The sequence below is a fragment of the Streptomyces sp. AgN23 genome (assembly GCF_001598115.1).
Classification (GTDB): domain Bacteria; phylum Actinomycetota; class Actinomycetes; order Streptomycetales; family Streptomycetaceae; genus Streptomyces; species Streptomyces antimycoticus.
This window is the reverse complement of sequence record NZ_CP007153.1, coordinates 9,485,870-9,505,907: the sequence shown is the minus strand read 5'-3', so window position 1 is coordinate 9,505,907 and position 20,038 is coordinate 9,485,870. Positions and strand designations below refer to the sequence as shown.

General features: G+C 71.5%; 7 protein-coding genes. 4 read left to right on the top strand and 3 right to left on the bottom strand.

The window, feature by feature from the left end; genetic code table 11:
* Positions 1-30: 30 nt before the first annotated feature.
* Positions 31-6,738, bottom strand: a complete 6,708-nt coding sequence (locus AS97_RS41095) for a type I polyketide synthase (protein WP_247204653.1) — start codon at positions 6,736-6,738, stop codon at positions 31-33.
* A 41-nt stretch (positions 6,739-6,779) separates the two neighbouring features.
* Positions 6,780-14,111 (bottom strand): type I polyketide synthase, encoded by a 7,332-nt coding sequence (locus tag AS97_RS41090; protein WP_247204652.1) that lies wholly within the window; start codon positions 14,109-14,111, stop codon positions 6,780-6,782.
* 243 nt (positions 14,112-14,354) lie between these two features.
* On the opposite strand from AS97_RS41090, the gene AS97_RS41085 reads away from it, so the two are divergent.
* From AS97_RS41085 to AS97_RS41070, 4 genes are all read left to right on the top strand, one after another.
* Entirely contained in the window at positions 14,355-15,167 is an 813-nt protein-coding gene (locus tag AS97_RS41085) for a methyltransferase domain-containing protein (RefSeq protein ID WP_125760231.1), read from the top strand.
* Positions 15,168-15,902: 735 nt separating this feature from the next.
* The gene (locus AS97_RS41080) at positions 15,903-16,673 is read left to right on the top strand and encodes an AfsR/SARP family transcriptional regulator (RefSeq protein ID WP_059144684.1); all 771 of its coding nucleotides are present in this window, start codon (positions 15,903-15,905) and stop codon (positions 16,671-16,673) included.
* A gap of 26 nt (positions 16,674-16,699) precedes the next feature.
* The gene (locus AS97_RS41075) at positions 16,700-16,930 is read left to right on the top strand and encodes a DUF5988 family protein (RefSeq protein ID WP_059144666.1); all 231 of its coding nucleotides are present in this window, start codon (positions 16,700-16,702) and stop codon (positions 16,928-16,930) included.
* An 86-nt stretch (positions 16,931-17,016) separates the two neighbouring features.
* On the top strand, positions 17,017-18,927 hold the full coding sequence (locus AS97_RS41070; RefSeq protein ID WP_210566670.1) for a Xaa-Pro dipeptidyl-peptidase: 1,911 nt from the start codon (positions 17,017-17,019) through the stop codon (positions 18,925-18,927).
* Between the two features lie 41 nt (positions 18,928-18,968).
* Here the strand turns inward: AS97_RS41070 and AS97_RS41065 are convergent, their stop codons facing one another.
* The gene (locus AS97_RS41065) at positions 18,969-19,820 is read right to left on the bottom strand and encodes a class I SAM-dependent methyltransferase (RefSeq protein ID WP_059144664.1); all 852 of its coding nucleotides are present in this window, start codon (positions 19,818-19,820) and stop codon (positions 18,969-18,971) included.
* Positions 19,821-20,038: the final 218 nt, after the last annotated feature.

Below are 20,038 nucleotides of genomic sequence, written 5' to 3'. Positions count from 1 at the left end.
CGGCCTTCAGCGAAGGGCGCGCCACGTTGTTCATGACAGGCCAAGTTCGTTGTCGATGAATTCCAGAACCTGATCGGCGGTCGCCACCTGCAACCGCTCCACGGCATTGCCGTCGTCCGCCTCCGCCGGCGAGCACATCGCCTTCCACTGGGACAGCAGGGTCTCCAGCCGGGCGGTGACCGCGCCGGAGTCCACGTCCTCGACGACGACGGCCGACAGGCTGTTCTCCAGCCTGACCAGCTCGTTGAGGACGGGATGGGGCTGGGATACGCCGGGGCCCAGGGCGCCCGGCTCACCGTCCGGCGAGAGCTCCTGGCGCAGATGCTCGGCCAGCACCGCCGCCTCCGGGTGGTCGAAGACGAGGGCCGCGGGCAGCCGTAGTCCGGTGGCCGCGGCCAGCCGGTTGCGCAGCTCCACGGCGGTCAGCGAGTCGAAGCCGAGGTCCTTGAACGACGCGTCCGGCTGCACCACACCCGGATCGGCGTGGCCGAGCACCATGGCCGCCTGGGCACGCACCAGGTTGAGCAGCAGCCGGTGCTGTTCGGTGGACGGCAGCCCCCTGAGCCGGCCGGCCCAGTCGGTGTTCTGTCCACCGGCGGCCGCCGTGGGCCGGGCCCGGCCGCCGCCGCCGACGGTGGCGAGTGCCCGCAGGGGTGCTGGGAGTGCGCCGGGGGGCTGCGCGGCGAGGGATCCGGTGTCCAGGTGGAGCGCCAGCAGATGCGGATGGCCGTGCCGGCAGGCCGCGTCGAGCAGCGCCAGCCCCTCCTCGGTGCTGTTGGCCTTGATGCCCAGACGGCCGATCCGGGCCAGATCGGCGTCGGCCAGCCGTGCGGTGAGGTTGCTGGTGGCCGCCCAGAGTCCCCATGCCACCGACAGCCCGGGGAGCCCGGCCGCCTGGCGGCGGGTGGCCAGGGCGTCGCAGAAGGCGTTGGCGGCGGCGTAGTTGGCCTGGCCGGGGGTGCCGAGATCGGAAGCGAAGGAGGAGAACAGGACGAACATGCCCAGCCGCAGATGCGCGGTGGCGGTGTGCAGCTGGGCCGCCGCCGCGGCCTTCGCCGCCCAGGCCCGCGCCAGCCGCTTCGGATCCTGCGAGGGCAGCATCGCGTCGTCCAGCGCCCCCGCCGCGTGCACGACACCGGTCAGGGGGTGTGCCGGGTCGACGCCCGTGAGGACTTCGGCCACTTGGGCGGCGTCGCCGATGTCGCAGGCGGCGATACGTACATCGGCCCCCAGGCCGGTGAGGTGGGCCAGCAGCTCCGGCGCACCGGGGGCGTCCATACCGCTGCGGCTCACCAGCAGCAGGTGGCGGATGTTCCAGGCCCGGACGAGGTGTTCGGCCACGTGTCGGCCGAGGGTGCCGGTGCCACCGGTGATGAGCACGGTGCCCTCACGGTCCACGGGGGCGGGGACGTCCAGGACCAGCTTGCCGGTGTGCTTGGCCTGACTCAGGTACCGCAACGCCTCACGCGCCCGGCTCAGCGGCCACGCCCGTACCGGAGGCGGCTCAAGCGCACCGGAGGCGAACAGCTCACCCAGCGCATGCAACATCTCGCCCATACGCTCCGGACCGGCATCGGCGATCAGGTCGTACGCGTGATAGCGGACCCCGGGATACTCCGCCGCGATCCGCTCCGGGGCGCGGACATCCGTCTTGCCCATCTCCAGCAACCGGCCGCCTTCGCGGAGGAGACGGAGCGAGGCGTCCACGAAGGGCCCGGCGAGACTGTTGAGCACCACATCCACGCCTCGGCCACCCGTGGCCTCCCGGAGCGTCGCTTCAAAGTCCAGATCCCGTGAGGAGGCCCGGTGCGCCTCATCGATGCCCATCGCGTCCAGCACCGCATGCTTCCCCGGGCTCGCCGTGGCGTAGACCTCCGCGCCCAGATGGCGCGCGATCCCCACCGCGGCCGTCCCCACACCACCGGTCGCGGCATGGATCAGCACCCGTTCACCCGCCTGGAGCCCGCCCAGCTCCACGAGCCCGTACCAGGCGGTGAGGAACACGACGGGGGCCGCGGCCGCCTGCCGAAAGGTCCAGCCGTCGGGGATGGGTACGACCGTACGGGCGTCCGCCACGGCCTGCGGGCCGAACGCGCCCTCGAACAGGCCCATGACCCGGTCGCCCACCGCGAGCCCAGTCACCTCCGGGCCGATCTCCAGCACCACACCGGCGCCCTCGCTGCCGCCGAACACCGCGTCCCCGGGGTACATCCCCAACACGATCAGCACATCGCGGAAGTTGACGCCCGCCGCGTGGACGTCGATCCGCACCTGGCCCGCCCGCAGAGGTTCCAGCACCTCCGGGCAGGCCACCGGCCGCACGCAGTCCACTGTCCCCGCGCCCTCGAGTCCGAGCCGCCACGCGGACGGCCCCACCGGGGCCGCCAGGCCCCCGCTCCGCGCGGCACGCGCCAGCCGGGGCATCAGCGCCCGCCCGGCGCGCAGCGCCAGCTGCGACTCGTCCATCTCCATGGCACGCGCCACGGCGTCGGCCACGAGACGGGCGGACACCTCGGTGTGAGGGTCGAGATCGAGCAGCAGGAAACGGCCGGGGTTCTCGGCCTGCGCGCTGCGCACCAGACCCCAGACCGCGGCCCCCGCCGCGTCCACGCCCTCGGCCGTGGGATCAACGCCATCCGGGTCCCCGGTCGCGACGGCGCCACGCGTCGTCACCACCAACCGGGCCTCGGCCAGGCGTGGTTCGGCCAGCCAGTCCTGCAGCAGCGCCAGGACCCGTTCCGCCGAGGCCAGACCGTCGGCCGCGATCCCGCCACCCCGCACATCAACCGGCCTGGCGGGCTCAAGTGCCAGTACGACGGCGGGGGCGGGCGCGCCCGCGTCGAGCGCGCCGATCAACGCCTGCGGATCCGGATGGCATACGGCGGTGGCCCCGGCCGGAGCCCTGTCCCCGGGCCCCAGGATCGCCCAGCCGTCGTCATCGGCCGTGTGTTCCGTGGACTGCCCGGCGCCGTTGGGCAGCGCGGGAACGGGCAGGGGAACCCAGTCCATGGCGAACAGCCCATCAGCGCCCGGGCGTTGGGCCGTACGCAGCTGATCGGCGTCGGCCGATCGCAACACCACCGCGTCGGCGCTCAGCACCGGGGCACCCAGAGCGTCCGCCACGGTCACCCGCAGCGTACGCTCGCCCTCCGCGCTCGGCTCGTACGGCGAGATCCGCACCCGTACCGTGGTCGCCCCGGCCGCCCACAGCGACACCCCGTTCCAGGTGAACGGCAGCCACACCCGGCCATCGGCCGACTCGGCGTCGTCGCTCGTGGACCCCTCGGTCAGCAGAACGGGATGCAGCGCGGCGTCGAGCAGCGCCGGGTGGATGCCGAACCCCGTCCGCTCCCCCGCCGCTTCGGGCAGCGCCACCTCGGCCAGCAGGTCCGCACCGTCCCGCCACACGGCGCGCAGCCCCTGGAAGGCCGGGCCGTACGCATACCCCGACGCCGCGATGTGCTCGTAGAAGTCGACTGGGTGCATCGGCTTCGCACCCGCCGGTGGCCACGGCCCGCCCAGCTCCGCCACCGGTCCGGGGCCCTCGGGAGGCGGGCTCAGCACACCCTCCGCATGGCACACCCATCCGGCCGCCGCGTCGGCACCGTCGTCGGGACGCGAGTACATCCGCACATCGCGCCGGCCATCGGCGCCGGGCCCGCCGACGACCACTTGCAGACGGACCCCACCGTGGGGCGGCAACACGAGCGGTACCTGGAGCGCCAGCTCCTCCACACCCCCGCAGCCGACCTCATCGGCGGCCCGCAGCGCCCACTCCACCAGGGCCGTCCCGGGCACCAGGGCCGCGCCCGCCACCACATGGTCGGCGAGCCAGCCATGGGACTGTGCCGAGAGCCGTCCCGTCAGCAGATGGCCCTGGCCGTCGGCGAGCTCCACGGCAGCGCCCAGCAGCGGATGCCCCGCGGCGACCAAACCGAGGTCGGTGGGATCGGCACCCCGGCCGCTGCTGAGGCCGTCGAGCCAATAGCGCTGGTGCTGGAAGGCGTACGTGGGCAGATCGACCGTACGAGGCGTGGGGCCGGCCGGGAACGCGACCCGCCAGTCCACCTCGGCCCCGGCGGTGAACGCCTGGGCGAGCGAATGGAGGAGCTGGGCCTGCCCGCCGTGATCGCGACGCAGCGTGGGCACGGCAACCGCGTCCACACCCACCTGCTCGAACGTCTCCTGCAGACCAAGAGTCAACACGGGGTGACCGCTGGCCTCGATAAACGCCCGATACCCGTCCGCCAGCAACGCTTCCACGGCATCGGCGAACCGCACCCGCTCCCGCAGATTCGACACCCAATAGCCCGTGTCCAGCACGGAGGCGTCCACCCGCTCACCAGTCACCGTCGAATAGAACGCCACCCCATCCGCCCCACCACCAACCGGACGAACACCGGCAAGAACCTCATTCAACTCCCCACGGATCTCCTCCACCTGAGGACCGTGCGAGGCATAATCCACCTCGATCAACCGCGCCCGCTCCCCCACCTCCAGACACGCGGCTACGACAGCGGCCACCTGCTCCGGCGGACCCGAAACCACCGTGGAAAAGGGCCCATTGACAGCCGCCACCCCTACACCAGCGGCCTGATCGCCAAGACCCGACAGCAACTGGCCCGCCCGCTCCTCACCCACACCCAGCGACGCCATCGCCCCACCACCGGCCAACCGCCGCAACGCCCTACTCCGCAGCGCCACCACCTTGGCACCGTCTTCCAGGGACAGCGCTCCCGCGACGACAGCCGCCGCGATCTCGCCCTGACTATGACCCACCACCGCCCCAGGACGCACGCCGTGTCCGGCCCACACCGCGGCCAGCGACACCATCACCGCCCACAGAACGGGCTGGACCACATCCACCCGCCCCAGATCCGCCGCACCCTCCACACCACGCAACACATCCACCAGCGACCACTCCACATACGGCGAAAGCGCCCGCTCACACTCCCCCACCCGCGCCGCGAACACCGGCGACGCCTCCAGCAACTCGGCGCCCATACCGGCCCACTGCGAACCCTGCCCCGGAAACACCAGCACCGGACCCACATCACCCGCCAACGCCGCCGCACCCGACTGCACCACACCCGGATGCGACACACCGCCCGCCAACGCCTCCACGGCGGCCAACAGCCCGGCGCGGTCATCACCCACCACCACCGCCCGATGCTCGAACACCGTCCGCGTGGTGACCAACGACCACCCCACATCCACAGACGACAGCTCCGCCACACCACCCACCCACTCAGCCAACGCCGCCGCCTGCCCCCGCAACGCCTCCGCACTCCGCCCCGAGAGCACCCACGGAACCGCGTTCATGTCCGAGCAGACCGGGTCCAGGGGCGCATCGTCCTCAGGCGCCTGCTCCAGGATCAGATGGGCGTTCGTACCGGAGATGCCGAACGAGGAGACCGCCGCACGGCGGGGTCGTTCCAGGCGGGGCCACTCCACCGGTTCGTTCAGCAGCCGCAGCCCGCTGTCCTCCCAGTCCACATGCGGGGTGGGGACGTCAAGGTGCAGATTCGCGGGCAGTTGTGGGTGCCGGAGCGCCATCACCATTTTGATCACGCCTGCAACACCGGCCGCCGCATGCGTATGGCCGATGTTGGACTTCAGCGAGCCCAACAGCAGTGGCCGGTCGGCGGGGCGGTGCTGGCCGTACGTGGCGGTCAGGGCCTCGGCCTCGATCGGGTCGCCGAGTTTGGTGCCGGTGCCGTGTGCCTCGAGGGCGTCCACATCGGCGGACGTCAGCTGGGCGTTGGCGAGAGCCTGGCCGATGACGCGTTCCTGGGCCACGTCGTTGGGCGCGGTGAGGCCGTTGCTGGCGCCGTCCTGGTTGATCGCCGAGCCGCGGATCACCGCCAGCACCCGATGGCCGTTGCGCCGCGCCTCCGAGAGCCGCTCCAGCACCACCAGGCCGACGCCTTCGGAGAAGCCGGTGCCGTCCGCGTCGGCGGCGAACGACTTGCACCGGCCGTCCGGGGCCAGTGCGCGCTGCCGGGAGAACTCGGTGAACATGATGGGGGTGGCGAGCGAGGTGACACCGCCCGCCAGGGCCAGGGCGCACTCCCCCTGCCGCAGTGCCTGCACCGCCAGATGCATGGCCACCAGCGAGGCCGAGCAGGCGGTGTCCACGGTCACCGCCGGCCCCTCCAGACCGAGGGTGTAGGCCACCCGGCCCGAGATCACACTGGTGAGTCCGCCCGTGGTGGCATAGCCCTCGAATCCCTCCGGGATGCGCGGGGCCCGGGACAGATAGTCCTGGCTGGACACACCGGCGTAGACACCGGTGCGGGTCCCCTTGAGCGACACCGGATCGATACCGGCCCGCTCCAGAGATTCCCAGGCCGTCTCCAGCACGAGCCGCTGCTGCGGGTCCATGGCGAGCGCTTCCCTGGGGCTGATGCCGAAGAACGCCGCGTCGAACCGGTCCGCCTCGACGAATCCGCCCTGCCGGACACAGCTGGTGCCGTAGTGCTCCGGATCGGGGTGGTAGAGGTTCTCAAGGTCCCAGCCGCGGTCCGTCGGGAAGTCCCCGATCGCGTCGACACCCGAGACGAGCAGTTCCCACAGCTCCTCCGGGGAGGTGACCCCGCCAGGAAAGCGGCAGGCCATGCCGACCACGGCCACCGGCTCGTGGGAACGCTCCTCCACCTCGCGCAAACGCAGACGCGTATCGTGCAGATCGGCGGAAACGCGCTTGAGATACTCGACCAGCTTCTCTTCGTTCGCCATGAGGGTCACCCGGCCTTCAGCGATCGTCGCGCCCGGCACATTCAGGACACACCAAGCTCGTTGTCAATAAACTCAAGGACCTGATCCGCCGAGGCGGACTCCAGCCTTTGGGCGGCGCTCATTTCACCCGTCGGCTGCCGTGGCACCTGCGTGCCCGGCGGGACGATCGCCGTAGGGGCGGCGGCGGCGCCGTCGGAGGACAGCCGTCCCACAAGGTGGTGGGCGATGCCTTCCGGGGTGGGATGCCGGAAGATCAGGGCTGCGGGCAGCCGTAGACCCGTGGCGGCCGCGAGACGATCGCGCAGCTCGACAGCGGTCAGCGACTCGAAGCCCAGCTCCTTGAAGCTGGCGTCGGCGCGCACCGCCTCGGCATCGGTGTGGCCCAGCACGGTGGCGGCGTGGTCGCGCACCAGGCCGAGGAGCGTACGATACCGGTCGACGGCCGACAGCCGCGCCAGCCGGGCGCCCCAGTCGACGGACGGCACTTCGGCAGCGGCAGCGGTGCGCCGCCGTACGCTTCCGCCACCGCCGCCATCGGTGGCCACCCGGCCGGTGTTCAGGGAGCGCAGCTGATCGGCCTCGGCGGGGCGCAGCAGCAGCGCGTCGATCGTCAGCACCGGGGCGCCCACGGCGTCGGCGACGACCACCCGTAGTTCCCGCTCGTCCTCGGCGGTCTGCGGACGGCGGGTGAGTCTGACCCGTACGGCGGTGGCCTCGGTCGCCCACAGGGACACGCCGCTCACCGTGAACGGCAGCCACATCCGCCCCCCGTCCGGCTCCGGCCCGGCATCGGGGTGGCCGGTCAGCAGCGTCGGATGGAGCACCGCGTCCAGCAGGGCGGGGTGGATACCGAACCCATGGGGCTCTCCCGCGGCCTTGGGCAGTTCCACATCGGCCAGCAGCTCGGCGCCGTCCCGCCATACAGCGCGCAATCCCTGGAACGCGGCTCCGTAGGCGTATCCGGATGCGGCGATCCGTTCGTAGCACCCGTCGGTGTCCACCGGCCGCGCTCCGGGCGGCGGCCATGTCCCGGGCAGCTCCCCCGCTCGGCTCTCCGGTACGGCGGGGCCGAGGACGCCCAGGGCATGGCACATCCAGTCGGTGTCCCCGCCCGTGCGAAGGGCGTCGTCGGGGAGGGAGTAGACCGCGATCTCGCGGCGTCCGTCGTCGGTGGACGGGCCCACCACCACCTGGACACACCGGCCGCCCGTCGCGGGCATCGCCAGCGGCAGCCGCAGCGCGAGCTCCTCCACCGCACCGCAGCCGGCCTCGTCGGCCGCCCGCAGCGCCCACTCCATCAGCACGGTCCCGGGGACCAGAGCGACGCCCGCCACCACATGGTCGGCGAGCCAGCCGTGCGTCTGCGGGGAGAGCCGTCCGGTCAGCACATGGCCGCTGCCGTCGGCGAGCCGCACCGCGGCGCCCAACAGCGGATGGTCCGCGGCGACCAGGCCGAGGGCGCCGGGGTCCCCGCCGGACCCGCCGGAGGCGTTCAGCCAGTAGCGGCGACGCTGGAAGGCGTACGTGGGCAGATCGACCGTACGAGGCGCGGGGTCGGTCGGGAAGGCAGCCGACCAGTCCACCTCGGCCCCGGCGACGAACGCCAGCGCGACCGACTTCGTGAGCTGGGCCAGGTCCCCGTGGTCCCGGCGCAGGGTGGGTACCGCGGTGGCGCCGCTCTCCGCGTGCTCGAAGCTCTCCCGCATCGCCATGGTGAGGACGGGGTGGGTGCTGGCCTCGATGAACACCCGGTGGCCATCGGCCAGCAGCGCCTGGACCGCCTCCGCGAACCGCACCCGCTCCCGCAGATTCCGCACCCAATAGCCCGTGTCCAGCACGGAGGGATCGGCCCGGCCACCGGTCACGGTGGAGTAGAAGACCACCCCGGACCCGGACGCGCCGACCGGCTCAACCCCCCTGAGTAGTTCGGTGAGTTCTTCGGCGATCTCGTCGACCTGGGGACTGTGCGAGGCGTAGTCCACCTCGATCATCCGCGCCCGCTCGCCCGCCTCCTGGCACGCGGTCACGGCGGCGGCCACCTGCTCCGGCGGCCCGGACACCACAGTGGAGACGGGGCCGTTCACGGCGGCCACGACCACGCCGGCGGCCCGATCGCCGAGCCCGGTCAGCAACTCCTCGGCGTGCTCGTGGCCCACGCCGAGGGAAGCCATGGCCCCGCCTCCGGCGAGCCGCCGCAGGGCGCGGCTGCGCAGCGCCACGACCTTGGCGCCGTCCTCCAGGGACAGCGCTCCCGCCACCACGGCCGCAGCGATCTCGCCCTGGCTGTGGCCCACCACGGCGGCGGGCCGCACACCGTACTCGGTCCAAACGGCGGCCAGGGACACCATCGCCGCCCAGAGCACCGGCTGCACCACATCCACCCGGCTCAGATCGCCCGCGCCGTCCACGCCGCGCAGCACATCGGTGAGCGACCAGTCGACGTGGGGTGCGAGCGCTCGTTCGCACTCCGCCACCCGGGCGGCGAACACCGGGGAGGCGTCCAGCAGTCCGGCACCCATCCCGGCCCACTGCGAGCCCTGCCCGGGAAACACCAGCACCGGACCCGCACCGCCCGTGGTAGCGGCCGTGCCCGGGTGCACCACACCCGGGTGGGTGCCCTCGGTCGCCAACGACTGGAGGGCGGAGGTGAGTGCATCGCGGTCGTCGCCGACCACCACCGCGCGGTGCTCGAACGGCGTCCGGGTGGTGATCAGTGACCAGCCCACATCCCGGGGTGACGGCGTGTTGTCGGCGGCCATGCGGGCGGCCAGCTCTCGGGCCTGTCCCCGGAGGGCCTCGGCGCTCCGGGCGGAGAGCACCCAGGGCACCGGTCGGCCGGTCTCGTCCGTCCGCGCCTCGGCGGGTGCGGGTTCCGGCTCGGGGGCCTGTTCCACGATGAGGTGTGCGTTGGTGCCGCTGATGCCGAAGGAGGACACGCCCGCGCGGCGGGGGCGTTCGTCGCGCGGCCACTCCATCGGCCCGGTCAGCAGGCGCACCGCGCCGCTGTCCCAGTTGACGTGCGGGCTGGGCGCGTCGAGGTGCAAGGTGGCGGGCAGCATTGCGTGCCGCATGGCCATCACCATCTTGATGACGCCCGCCACGCCGGCGGCGGCCTGGGTGTGGCCGATGTTGGACTTCAGCGAGCCCAGCCACAGGGGCCGCTCTCCGGTCCGCTCCTGCCCGTAGGTGGCGAGCAGGGCCTGGGCCTCGATCGGGTCGCCGAGAGTGGTTCCGGTGCCATGTGCCTCGACGGCGTCCACCTCGGACGGCGACAGCCGGGCGTCGGCGAGGGCTTGGCGGATCACCCGCTGCTGGGAGGGTCCATGGGGCGCGGTCAGGCCGTTGGAGGCGCCGTCCTGGTTGATGGCCGACCCCCGGACCACGGCCAGTACCCGGTGGCCCTCCCGCCGGGCGTCGGAGAGCCGTTCCAGGAGCAGGAGGCCGACGCCCTCGCCCCATCCGGTGCCGTCGGCGGCCGCCGCGAACGGCTTGCACCGCCCGTCGGGGGCCAGCCCCCGCTGCCGGGAGAAGCCGGTGAACATGCCGGGTGCGGCCATCACCGTCACCCCTCCGGCCAGGGCCAGCGCACACTCGCCCTGCCGCAGTGCACGTACCGCCAGATGGACGGCCACGAGCGAGGACGAACACGCTGTGTCCACCGACACCGCGGGCCCCTCCAGGCCGAAGGTGAACGCCACCCGCCCGGACACCACGCTCGGGGTGCCGCCGGTCAGCAGATGGCCGTCGAGCCCCTTGGGCGCCTCGTGCAGCCGGGGGCCGTAGTCCTGGGCCGTCACGCCGACGAACACCCCGGTCGGGCTGGACCGGAGGGCGGTGGAGCGGATGCCCGCCCGTTCAAAGGTCTCCCACGCGGTCTCCAGCAGCAGCCGCTGCTGGGGGTCGGTGGCCAGCGCCTCGCGGGGGCTGATGCCGAAGAACTCCGCGTCGAATTCCGGTGCGTCGTAGAGGAAGCCGCCCTCGTGGGCGTAGCTGGTGCCGGGGCGGTCCTGGTCGGGGTCGAAGAGTCCGGCCAGGTCCCAGCCGCGATCCCGGGGGAACTCCCCGATCGCGTCGGCGCCCTCGGCCACCAGCCGCCACAGCGCCTCGGGCGAGTCGACCCCGCCCGGGAAGCGGCAGCCCATGGCGACCACCGCGATCGGTTCCCCGGCGTCGCGCGGTGTGATGGCCGTGGAGGCGGTGGAGGGGCCGGTGGCGGGGGTGGTGTGGGCGCGCAGATGGTCGGCCACGGCCAGTGGCGTGGGGTGGTCGAAGGTGAGCGTGGCGGTCAGGGGCAGCCCGGTGGCCGCACCGAGCCGCTCGCTGAGTTCGGTCGCCGCGAGCGAGTCGAAGCCCAACTCCTTGAAGGTGAGGCCGGCATCGATGGCACCCGGCTCGGAGTGCCCGAGGACGAGGGCCACATGCGTCCGCACGGTGTCCAGCGGATCGCGGTGCCACGCCGCGGCGGCGGGCTCGGCCGTCTCTGCCGTGGGCGGCGCCGAGTCCGTGGCGCCGTCCGTCCCGGTGGTGTGGGTGGCCGGTGCGGTGGATTCGAGTGTGGTGCCGGGCCAGTATCGGTCCCGCTGGAAGGCGTACGTCGGCAGGGCGATCCGCTGCCGGGGCTGCCCGGCGCAGGCCCGGTCCCAGGCCACTTCGGCGCCGCGGACATACGCCTGGGCCATGGCGGTGGCGAAGGTCCGCGCCTCGGGACGGTCGCGGCGCAGCGCCGCCACGGCGGCCGGGCGCGGCCGCCCGGAGGCCGGTCCCGGCCGTGCGCTGAGGCATTCGCGGGTCATGGCGGTGAGCGGGGCGTCCGGTCCCAGTTCGAGGAAGGTGGTGACACCGACGTCCAGGAGGGTATGCACACCGTCCATGAAGCGCACCGCGTGGCGGGCGTGCCGGGCCCAGTAGTCGGGTGAGGCGAGTTGGGAGGCGGTGGCGAGCCGTCCCGTCACATTGGAGACGAGGGGGATGGCCGGTGCGGAGAAGGTCAGCTCCGAGGCGACGGCGCGCAGTTCGTCGAGGATGCCGTCCATGTGCGGCGAGTGGAAGGCGTGGCTGACCTTCAGCAGCCGGGCCTTGCGGCCGCGCTCGCGCCAGACGGCGGCGGCCGCGTGGACGGCGTCGTGGTCGCCCGAAATCACTACCGAACACCGCCCGTTGACGGCGGCGATGTCCAGCCGGTCCTCCCGTCCGGCCAGCAGTCCGGCGGCCTCGTCCGCGTCGGCCTGCAGCGCGGCCATGGCCCCCTTCGCCGAGACCGACTGCATCAGCCGGCCGCGGGCGGCCACCAGAGCGCAGGCGTCGGGCAGGGTGAGCACACCGGCCACATGGGCCGCGGCGATCTCGCCGACCGAGTGGCCCATCACATGGCCGGGGGTGAGCCCCCAGGACTCGGCCAGCCGGTACAGGGCCACCTCGATGGCGAACAGCGCGGGCTGGGTGTACGAGGTCCGGTCGAGCAACTCCGCCCTCGGCGAAGGGGCTTGGGCGGACAGCACCCCGTGCAGCGGCTCCGCCAGGCGTGCGTCCAGACAGTCGCACACCTCGTCCAGCGCCGAAGCGAAGACCGGACAGGCGGCATACAGCTCACGTCCCATGGCCGCTCGCTGGCTGCCCTGGCCGCTGAAGAGGAAGGCGAGGCCGCCGTTTACGGCCCTGCCCCGCACCATTCCGGCGGTCTCCGCGCCCTCCGCCAGCGCGTCCAGCCCGCTCCGCAGCTCGTCGGTGTCCTCGCCGAGGAGCACGGCACGGTGGTCGAAGGCGGTGCGGGTGGTGGCCAGGGAGTGTGCGATATCGGCCGGGGAGAGGTCGGGATGGTCCGCCAGATGGTCCCGCAGCCGCCCGGCCTGGGCGCGCAGCGCCGCGGGGGTCTTCGCGGAGATCGGCCAGGCCACCACAGGGGGCGCGGGGGTGTCGGCCGGTGCGGGCACGGACGCGGGCGCGGGCACGGACGCGGGCGCCTCGCCGACGACGAGATGGCAGTTGGTGCCGCCCATGCCGAAGGAGCTGACCCCGGCGAGCAGTGGCCGGTCCGGGCGGGGCCAGTCGCCGAGCCGGTCCTGGACCCGCAGCCCGAGCTCGGTCAGCGGGATCCGTGGGTTCGGGCTGGTGAAGTGGAGGCTGGCGGGGAGCAGGCGGTGCTTGATGCCGAGGGCGGTCTTGAGGAGGCCGACGATGCCCGCGGCGCCCTCGAGGTGGCCCACGTTGGTCTTGGCGGAGCCGACGAGCAGGGGGGTGCCGTCCGTCCGGGCGGTGCCGAGCGCGGCGCCGAGCGCCGCCGCTTCGACGGGGTCGCCGACGGGCGTTCCGGTGCCGTGCAGCTCGACGTACTGGACCTCGTCGGGTGCGACTCCGGCCCGCCGGTGGGCGGTGCGCACCACGTCCTCCTGGGCCGCCGGGCTGGGGGCCGTCAGTCCGTCGGTGGCGCCGTCGTTGTTGACGGCTCCGGCGTGGATGACGCAGTACACCGGGTCACCGTCGCGTACGGCCGCGGCAAGGGGTTTGAGGAGGACCGCCGCGCCGCCCTCACCACGGACGAAGCCGTTGGCGCGGGCGTCGAAGGTGTGGCAGCGCCCGTCCGGGGAGAGCCCGCCGAACTGGGCGGCGGCGGCCGACATGCTGTCCTCGGTGAGAATCAGGTTCACACCGCCGGCCAGCGCCAGGGTGCACTCCCCGCGCCGCAGGCTCTCGCAGGCCGTGTGGACGGCCACCAGCGAGGACGACTGTGCGGTGTCGACGGTGAGGCTCGGGCCGCGCAGACCGTATCCGTAGGAGACCCGGTTGGCGATGATGCTGCGGTGGACACCGGTCATGGCGTGCCGGGTGGCCGCGGTGGTGTCCCGGCGCAGCAGGGTGGCGTATTCGTCCCAAATGGCGCCGACGAACACACCGGTCGGGGTGTCCTTCAGTGTTCCGGGGCGGATTCCCGCGTCCTCGAACGACTCCCAGGCGAGTTCGAGCATCAGCCGCTGCTGGGGGTCCATGGCCGTCGCCTCGCGGGGCGAGATGCCGAAGAAGGAGGCGTCGAAGGTGTCGACGCGGTCCAGGAAGCCGCCGTACCAGGTCGGGGCAGACCGGTTGAGGCCGTCGGCGTCGGGGCCGTCAGTGGCGGCAGTGCCAGTGGCGGGGCCGTCGGTGGCGGCAGTGCCAGTGGCGGGGCCGTCGGTGGCGGCAGTGCCAGTGGCGGGGCCGTCGGTGGCGGCAGTGCCGGTCCGGCGGCGGTCCTCCGGCATGGTGGTGACGGCGTTCCCGCCCTGCCGCAGCAGCCGCCAGAAGGCTGGCGGACTGGGTGCGTGCGGCAGGCGGCAGGCCATTCCCACCACGGCGATGGGCTCCGCATGCTGAGGTGTCCGGTTGGGCGCGGCGCTATCCATCGCACCCCATATGGCGCTGGGAGAACATCTGCGTGTTCTGAGTCATGGGCGGCACTCCCGCTCCGGATTGATGATCGGTGCGAGCACGTGGCCCATCGTGGGGCGCGGCTCTAAAGCAAGACCAAATAGGCCGCGGCCGGTGACTTTAGAGACGCGTTATCGGAACCCATGACCATCGCTGAGCGGGTGAGCCCTTTATGTGCCCTTGGCCGACCCGATCTCCGAGCACACAGGAGGAGTGTCATGACATCTCCATCGGCCGTGCCGCCAGGCGGCACGGTGTCGGACTACTACAGCTCGCTGGGACCGCTTCTGCAGATGGCGTGGGACGACAACTTCCACTTCGGCTACTGGGACGGCCCGTCCGATACCCGTTCGGTCCAGGAGGCCACGGATCGCTTCACGGATCTGCTGATCGAACGGCTGCGGGTGGGGGCGGGAGACCGGGTGCTGGATGTCGGCTGCGGTATCGGGAAACCCGCGATGCGCGTGGCGACCGCCACCGGTGCCCATGTCCTGGGCATCACCATCAGCGAGGTCCAGGTCAAACAGGCGACCGAATCCGCCCGGCTGGCCGATCTGTCCCACCAGGTGGCATTCCAATACGCCGACGCCATGACCATGCCTTTCGAGGACGCGGGTTTCAATGCCGTACTCGCATTCGAATCGATCAATCACATGGACCGCCCGACGGCGCTGCGGGAAATGGCCCGTGTGCTGGGTTCCGGGGGCCGGCTGGTGCTCACGGATGTCACCCCGCCGAGCGACGGCAGTTACCAGCCGGACGGCGATCCCGATGTGGTCACCTCGCTGACCCGGCTGGAGGACTGGCCCGGTCTGATCGGTGACGCGGGACTGGTGCTCGACGAGCTGACCGACGTCACCGAGAACACGAAGGACACCGCCAACCGGATGATCGACGGCATCCTGCGCTGCCGCCGGGAGTTCGAGGCGCAGCACGGGGTCAGCGTCCAGGAGGTGCTGGACGCCGCCAAGTCGGCGCTCCCCACCGTGCCGAGCGCCGGCTGCGCGATCGTGGTGGCCCACAAGCCCTGAATCACCAACAAACCTGACGGTTATTCGACATCCCCTTCATGGGTCCCGCGGAGCCGGAATTCCCCGCTCCTCATCAAAGCGGTACCAAGGGGCCCATGATCTCGCAAGATTCGCTTGTCCCGGCCGATGCGATCCGCGTATTCTCATTCGCGGACTGCAACACCTCAAGTGCGGGATATCCGGATTCCGATCTTCCGGACGTATTGCGAATACCCGCTCCGCACCGTCGAGGACGCCGCCTCGAGGGCGTGTATATCCGGATTCTAGGTGAGGTGGGTAGTCATAGGACTTGCTTACGATGTGGGGCACCCGCCGAAGGCGTCCGATCTTGTCAGTTCTCTGATTCCTCGGCAGGGCCCGCGATAAAAGAGGGGTGAGTAATGGCAGTCGCGAACGGCGTGCGTCAGTGGATCCGGCGGCAGCGCCCGTCCCCGCGCAGAGGGGCGCGACCGGATCACTTTCCACACGCAAGCGGCTCAGCAAGCGCCCACTTCCCATCCCTTCCGGAGTCGCCGGACTCCGGGGACGTGGCAATTTCCGCGCGCCACCCGGTCGGCCGGGGACGGCGAGCCGCGCGGACTACCAGAGCCTATTCCGCACATGCGTTCGCCTCCGGAAGCAGACGGACATCGTCCTCGAAATCGAGGAAACACCCAGAAAACACCGCGGGCACTTCCGGCAAAGGCGCCGACTGTCCCATGACCGCACTCGTCGGCGACTCGGATGGGGCACATCGTGCGATATGAGATCATGGGACCTCTCCGGGTGGTAGAAGGAGAGCGGAAATTAACCATCAGGGCGCGGAAGATCGAGGTCCTGTTGACCGTTCTTCTCGTCCGCGCCGATCAGGTGGTCCCCATCGACCAGCTCATCGCGGAGATCTGGGGGGAGTATCCGCCGCGCCGGGCGATCGCCGGGCTCCATGTGTATGTCTCCCAGATCCGTAAGTTCCTGCGCCGGCCCAACCAGAGCGAAAGCCCCGTTCTCACCCGCCCCCCGGGATATGTCCTGCGGCTGGGTCCCGATCGCCTCGACTTCCACTGCTTCGAACGACTGGTGTGCGAGGGCCGGGATCATCTCAGGGAGCGGCGCTACCAGCAGGCCACGGCCACTTTCGAAAGCGCACTCGACCTCTGGCGCGATCCATTGCTGGATGATGTATGCCATGGGCCGATCCTCGAAGGTTTTCAGACCTGGCTGAAGGAGGCCCGGCTGGAATGTATCGAGATGCTGACGGATTCCCGGCTCATGCTCGGCCGCCATCGCGAACTGGTGAGCGATCTGTACCAGTTGACCACCGAGCATCCTTTGCGGGAGGCGCTCCACCGTCAGTTGATGCTGGCGCTCTACCGCTGTGGCCGCCGGGCGGACGCATTGCATGTGTATCAAGCGGCGCGCAAGACGCTCAATGAGGAACTCGGGCTCGAACCGTGCCGGGCCCTGCAGGACATGCAGCGGGCCATCCTCACCTCGGATGACCGGCTGGAACTGCATGTTCCCGCATGAGGAAGACCGCGTAAGGAGGTGGACATATGAGCGATCACGTCAGTTACCTGTCCGACGGCAGCCCGATCGAGGTCGTCCTCGAAGGCGGACCTGACGATCTGCCCCGGGCATTCCGGACCGGACGGTCGACCCTCACCAGCAAGAAGCTCAAAATCCAGCATCGCGATGGATACGAGCACTTCGAACTCGTCAGCGATTCCGCTGACATCACCACAGCGATCTTTCGCTGGACCATGCGTACGAAAATCGCCGAGTAGCCTCCATGGCCCCGGAACCCCGGGATCGCCGACCGGTCACCGCCGACTCCTGATCCCGGGGCGGGGGCCGTGGCCAGGAGGTCCGTATGCTCACCTCACGATGGCGCGGCGCCGTGATCGCCGCGGTCGCGATATCGACAGCCCTTGCCGCACTGCCCGCCGGGCCCGCGTCGGCCCGCCCATCCTCTCCGCCCCTCGACCCGCCCGGTGCCCAGGTGGTGGGCGGCCGCACCCAGCCGGTGTTCTCGTATCCGGATGCCGTGCGCGAGCACCTCATGGTCCAGACACCCGTCGACAGTGACGGCGATGGGCACAAGGACCGGGTCGCGGTCGACATCATCCGGCCCAAGGAGACCCAGCAGGGACTCAAGGTGCCGGTCATCATGTCGGCCAGCCCCTACAACGACACGGTGGGCCGCGGATTCGAGTCGGAGCGGAAGAGCTACGACGCCCAGGGCGCCCCGGCCAAGGTCCCGCTCTTCTACGACAATTACTTCGTGCCGCGCGGGTACGCCGTGGTCGATGTGGATGTGACCGGAACCGGCAGATCCGACGGCTGTCTCACGATCGGCGGCGCCTCCGACGTGGCGGCAGCGAAGGCGACGATCGACTGGCTGGGCGGCCGGGCCACGGCATACGCGGCCGACGGCAGCCAAGTGAGAGCCTCCTGGTCCACCGGCGAGGTGGGCATGATCGGCCACTCGTACGAGGGCATGCTGGCCAACGCCGTGGCCGGCACCGGTGTGGAGGGGCTGGAGACCATCGTCCCGATCTCCGGGATGAGCTCCTGGTACAACTTCGCCCGCACCAACGGCGCCAAGCACTGGAATGGTTTCGCCTCCTATCTGACGACGGCGCTGGACGCCGACCCACCCCAGAAGTGCCAGGCGGTGCGCGACCGGCTGCAGGCCGGCGAGGACGACGCCACCGGCAACTACAACGCCCACTGGCATGAGCGCAATTACATCGCGCAGCCGGCGCCCGAGGTGAACAAGGTGCGCGCGAGCGTCCTCGCGGCACATGGCCTCAGCGACTACAACGTCCGAATCGACCAGTTCGCGAACTGGTGGGCCCCGCTGGCCGAGCGCGATGTGCCGCGCAAGCTGTGGCTGGGCCGCTACGGGCACACCGATCCGTTCGACTGGCCCGGCCGGCGCGCGCAGTGGGTCGACACCGTGCACCGATGGTTCGACCACTGGCTGTACGGCGTGCGGAACGGGATCATGGACGAGCCCCGGGTCGATCTGCAGACCGGACCGACCACCTGGACAACCCAGGCCGACTGGCCCGCCGGCACCTCCTCGGTGCCCCTGCACCCCGGGCCCGACGGCTCCCTGGCGCTGAGCCCCGCGAGCGGCACCGGGACCTTCACCGACACCAAGCTGGGCGAGGCGGATCTCACCGCCGACCCGGCGGCGAGCCATCCGGGCCGGCTGGCGTTCCGCACCCCGCCGCTGCGCACCGGGGTGCGGCTCTCCGGCACGCCCACCGTGGATCTGCGGGTCACGCTCGACAAACCGACGTCGAACCTCACCGCGCTGCTCGTGGACTACGGCGAGGACGAACGGATCGACTGGAACCGCAACGAGCCGCAGAACAGGATCCATGACGGTCTGCGGGGGCTGGACGAGGACTCCTGCCACGGGGAGAGCACCGCCCAGGACGACGCCTGCTACCAGAAGACCGCCAATGTGACGGCACGCGAATCCTCCGAGGTCATCGCCCGCGGCTGGATGGATGCCCAGAACCGCCACTCGGTCACCACCCCCGAGCCGCTGACCCCCGGTCGGTCCTACCGGATCACCTGGAAGACACTGCCGAACGACTACGAGATCAAGCCGGGCCATCGGCTGGGGCTGGTCCTCGGCGGCACTGACGCCGACTTCCTCTACTTCGAGGAAGCGACCGGGGCGAAGGTGGCGGTGGACCTGGGCGGCAGCCGTGTCACCGTACCGGTGACCGCTGCCGGTGGACTCACCAAGGCTCTTGACTCGTAAGGGAGTTGACGAAGCCCGGGCCGCCCACCGGCGGTCCGGGCTCAGCCCTGGAGCCAGGTGTGGATCACGTGGGCGCCGAGGTCCGCGTACCCGTCGGCCATGCGGTGTCCGCTCTCGTACCGGGCCGTGAGGTCGCGGTAGCGGATGTCCTCCCGGGCGGAGAAGCCCAGCCGGTGGAGGTCACCGGCGAGTTCCTCCGGGGTGAAAAAGCTGAGGAAGGGCTCCCCGGCCTCGGCGGCCCATGCCGCGCGGGCCTCGTACACGGCGCGGTGCTCCGGTGGCAGCGTGTCCGGTGGCTCGCCGTAGTCGAAGACGACTCCGGAGCCGCCGGGCAGGTCGGCGATGAAGCCGAGCGTGTCCAGTACGGCGGTGTGCGTCAGATACGGCACCACCCCGAGCCAGATGAAGAACGCCGGGCGGGCCGGGTCGAAGCCCGCCGCCGTCAGCCCGTCGGCCAGGCTCTGCCGCTCGAAGTCGACCGGTGCGAAGGTCAGCGAGGGTGGTACGGGGATCTCCGCGGCGGCCAGCCGGCCGCGCTTCCACTCCTGGGTCGTGGGGTGGTCCACCTCGAATACCCGCAGGCCCTCCGCCTCGTACGGATTGCGGCAGCCGAAGGTGTCCAGCCCTGCCCCCAGCGCCACCGCCTGCCGCACCCCGCGCGTCACGGCGGCCGCTACGGCGTCCTCGGCGAACCGCGCGCGGGCGGCCACGGACAGCCGCACATCCTCGCGCTCGGGCCGGAAGGCCGCCTCGAGGAGGGGATCGTCCGCGTCGGCGGCGAGGATACGGGCCGCCAGCGGATCGTGAAACACCCGGCCGCCCTCCAGCGCCTGGTGGGCCGCGCGGAACGCGGCCGCGCCGCGGGCGGTGACGCTGGGCCGGCCGATCTGCATGGAGCGTCCTCCCCCGAGGTCCCGCCGTATATCGCGGGCGACACACCCCATGGTGGCAGCGCCGCACCCCGTGCGCATCGCTAACCGCCCATGTTCACAAGGGAGTTACGCGAGGGACGGCGGCCTGGAGAACCGCTCGGGCCGCGGCCCGGCGCATTGTCCCATCGATGGACGCCGCACAAGAGGCAGCCGGGCCCATCGGGTACATCCGATCGGCC

Excerpts from the sequence above, each read along its gene's own strand:
- AS97_RS41095 (WP_247204653.1), bottom strand. The coding sequence starts at position 6,738 with ATGGCGAACGAAGAGAAGCTGGTCGAGTATCTCAAGCGCGTTTCCGCC.
- AS97_RS41090 (WP_247204652.1), bottom strand. The coding sequence starts at position 14,111 with ATGGATAGCGCCGCGCCCAACCGGACACCTCAGCATGCGGAGCCCATC.
- AS97_RS41085 (WP_125760231.1), top strand. The coding sequence starts at position 14,355 with ATGACATCTCCATCGGCCGTGCCGCCAGGCGGCACGGTGTCGGACTAC.
- AS97_RS41075 (WP_059144666.1), top strand. The coding sequence starts at position 16,700 with ATGAGCGATCACGTCAGTTACCTGTCCGACGGCAGCCCGATCGAGGTC.
- AS97_RS41070 (WP_210566670.1), top strand. The coding sequence starts at position 17,017 with ATGCTCACCTCACGATGGCGCGGCGCCGTGATCGCCGCGGTCGCGATA.
- AS97_RS41065 (WP_059144664.1), bottom strand. The coding sequence starts at position 19,820 with ATGCAGATCGGCCGGCCCAGCGTCACCGCCCGCGGCGCGGCCGCGTTC.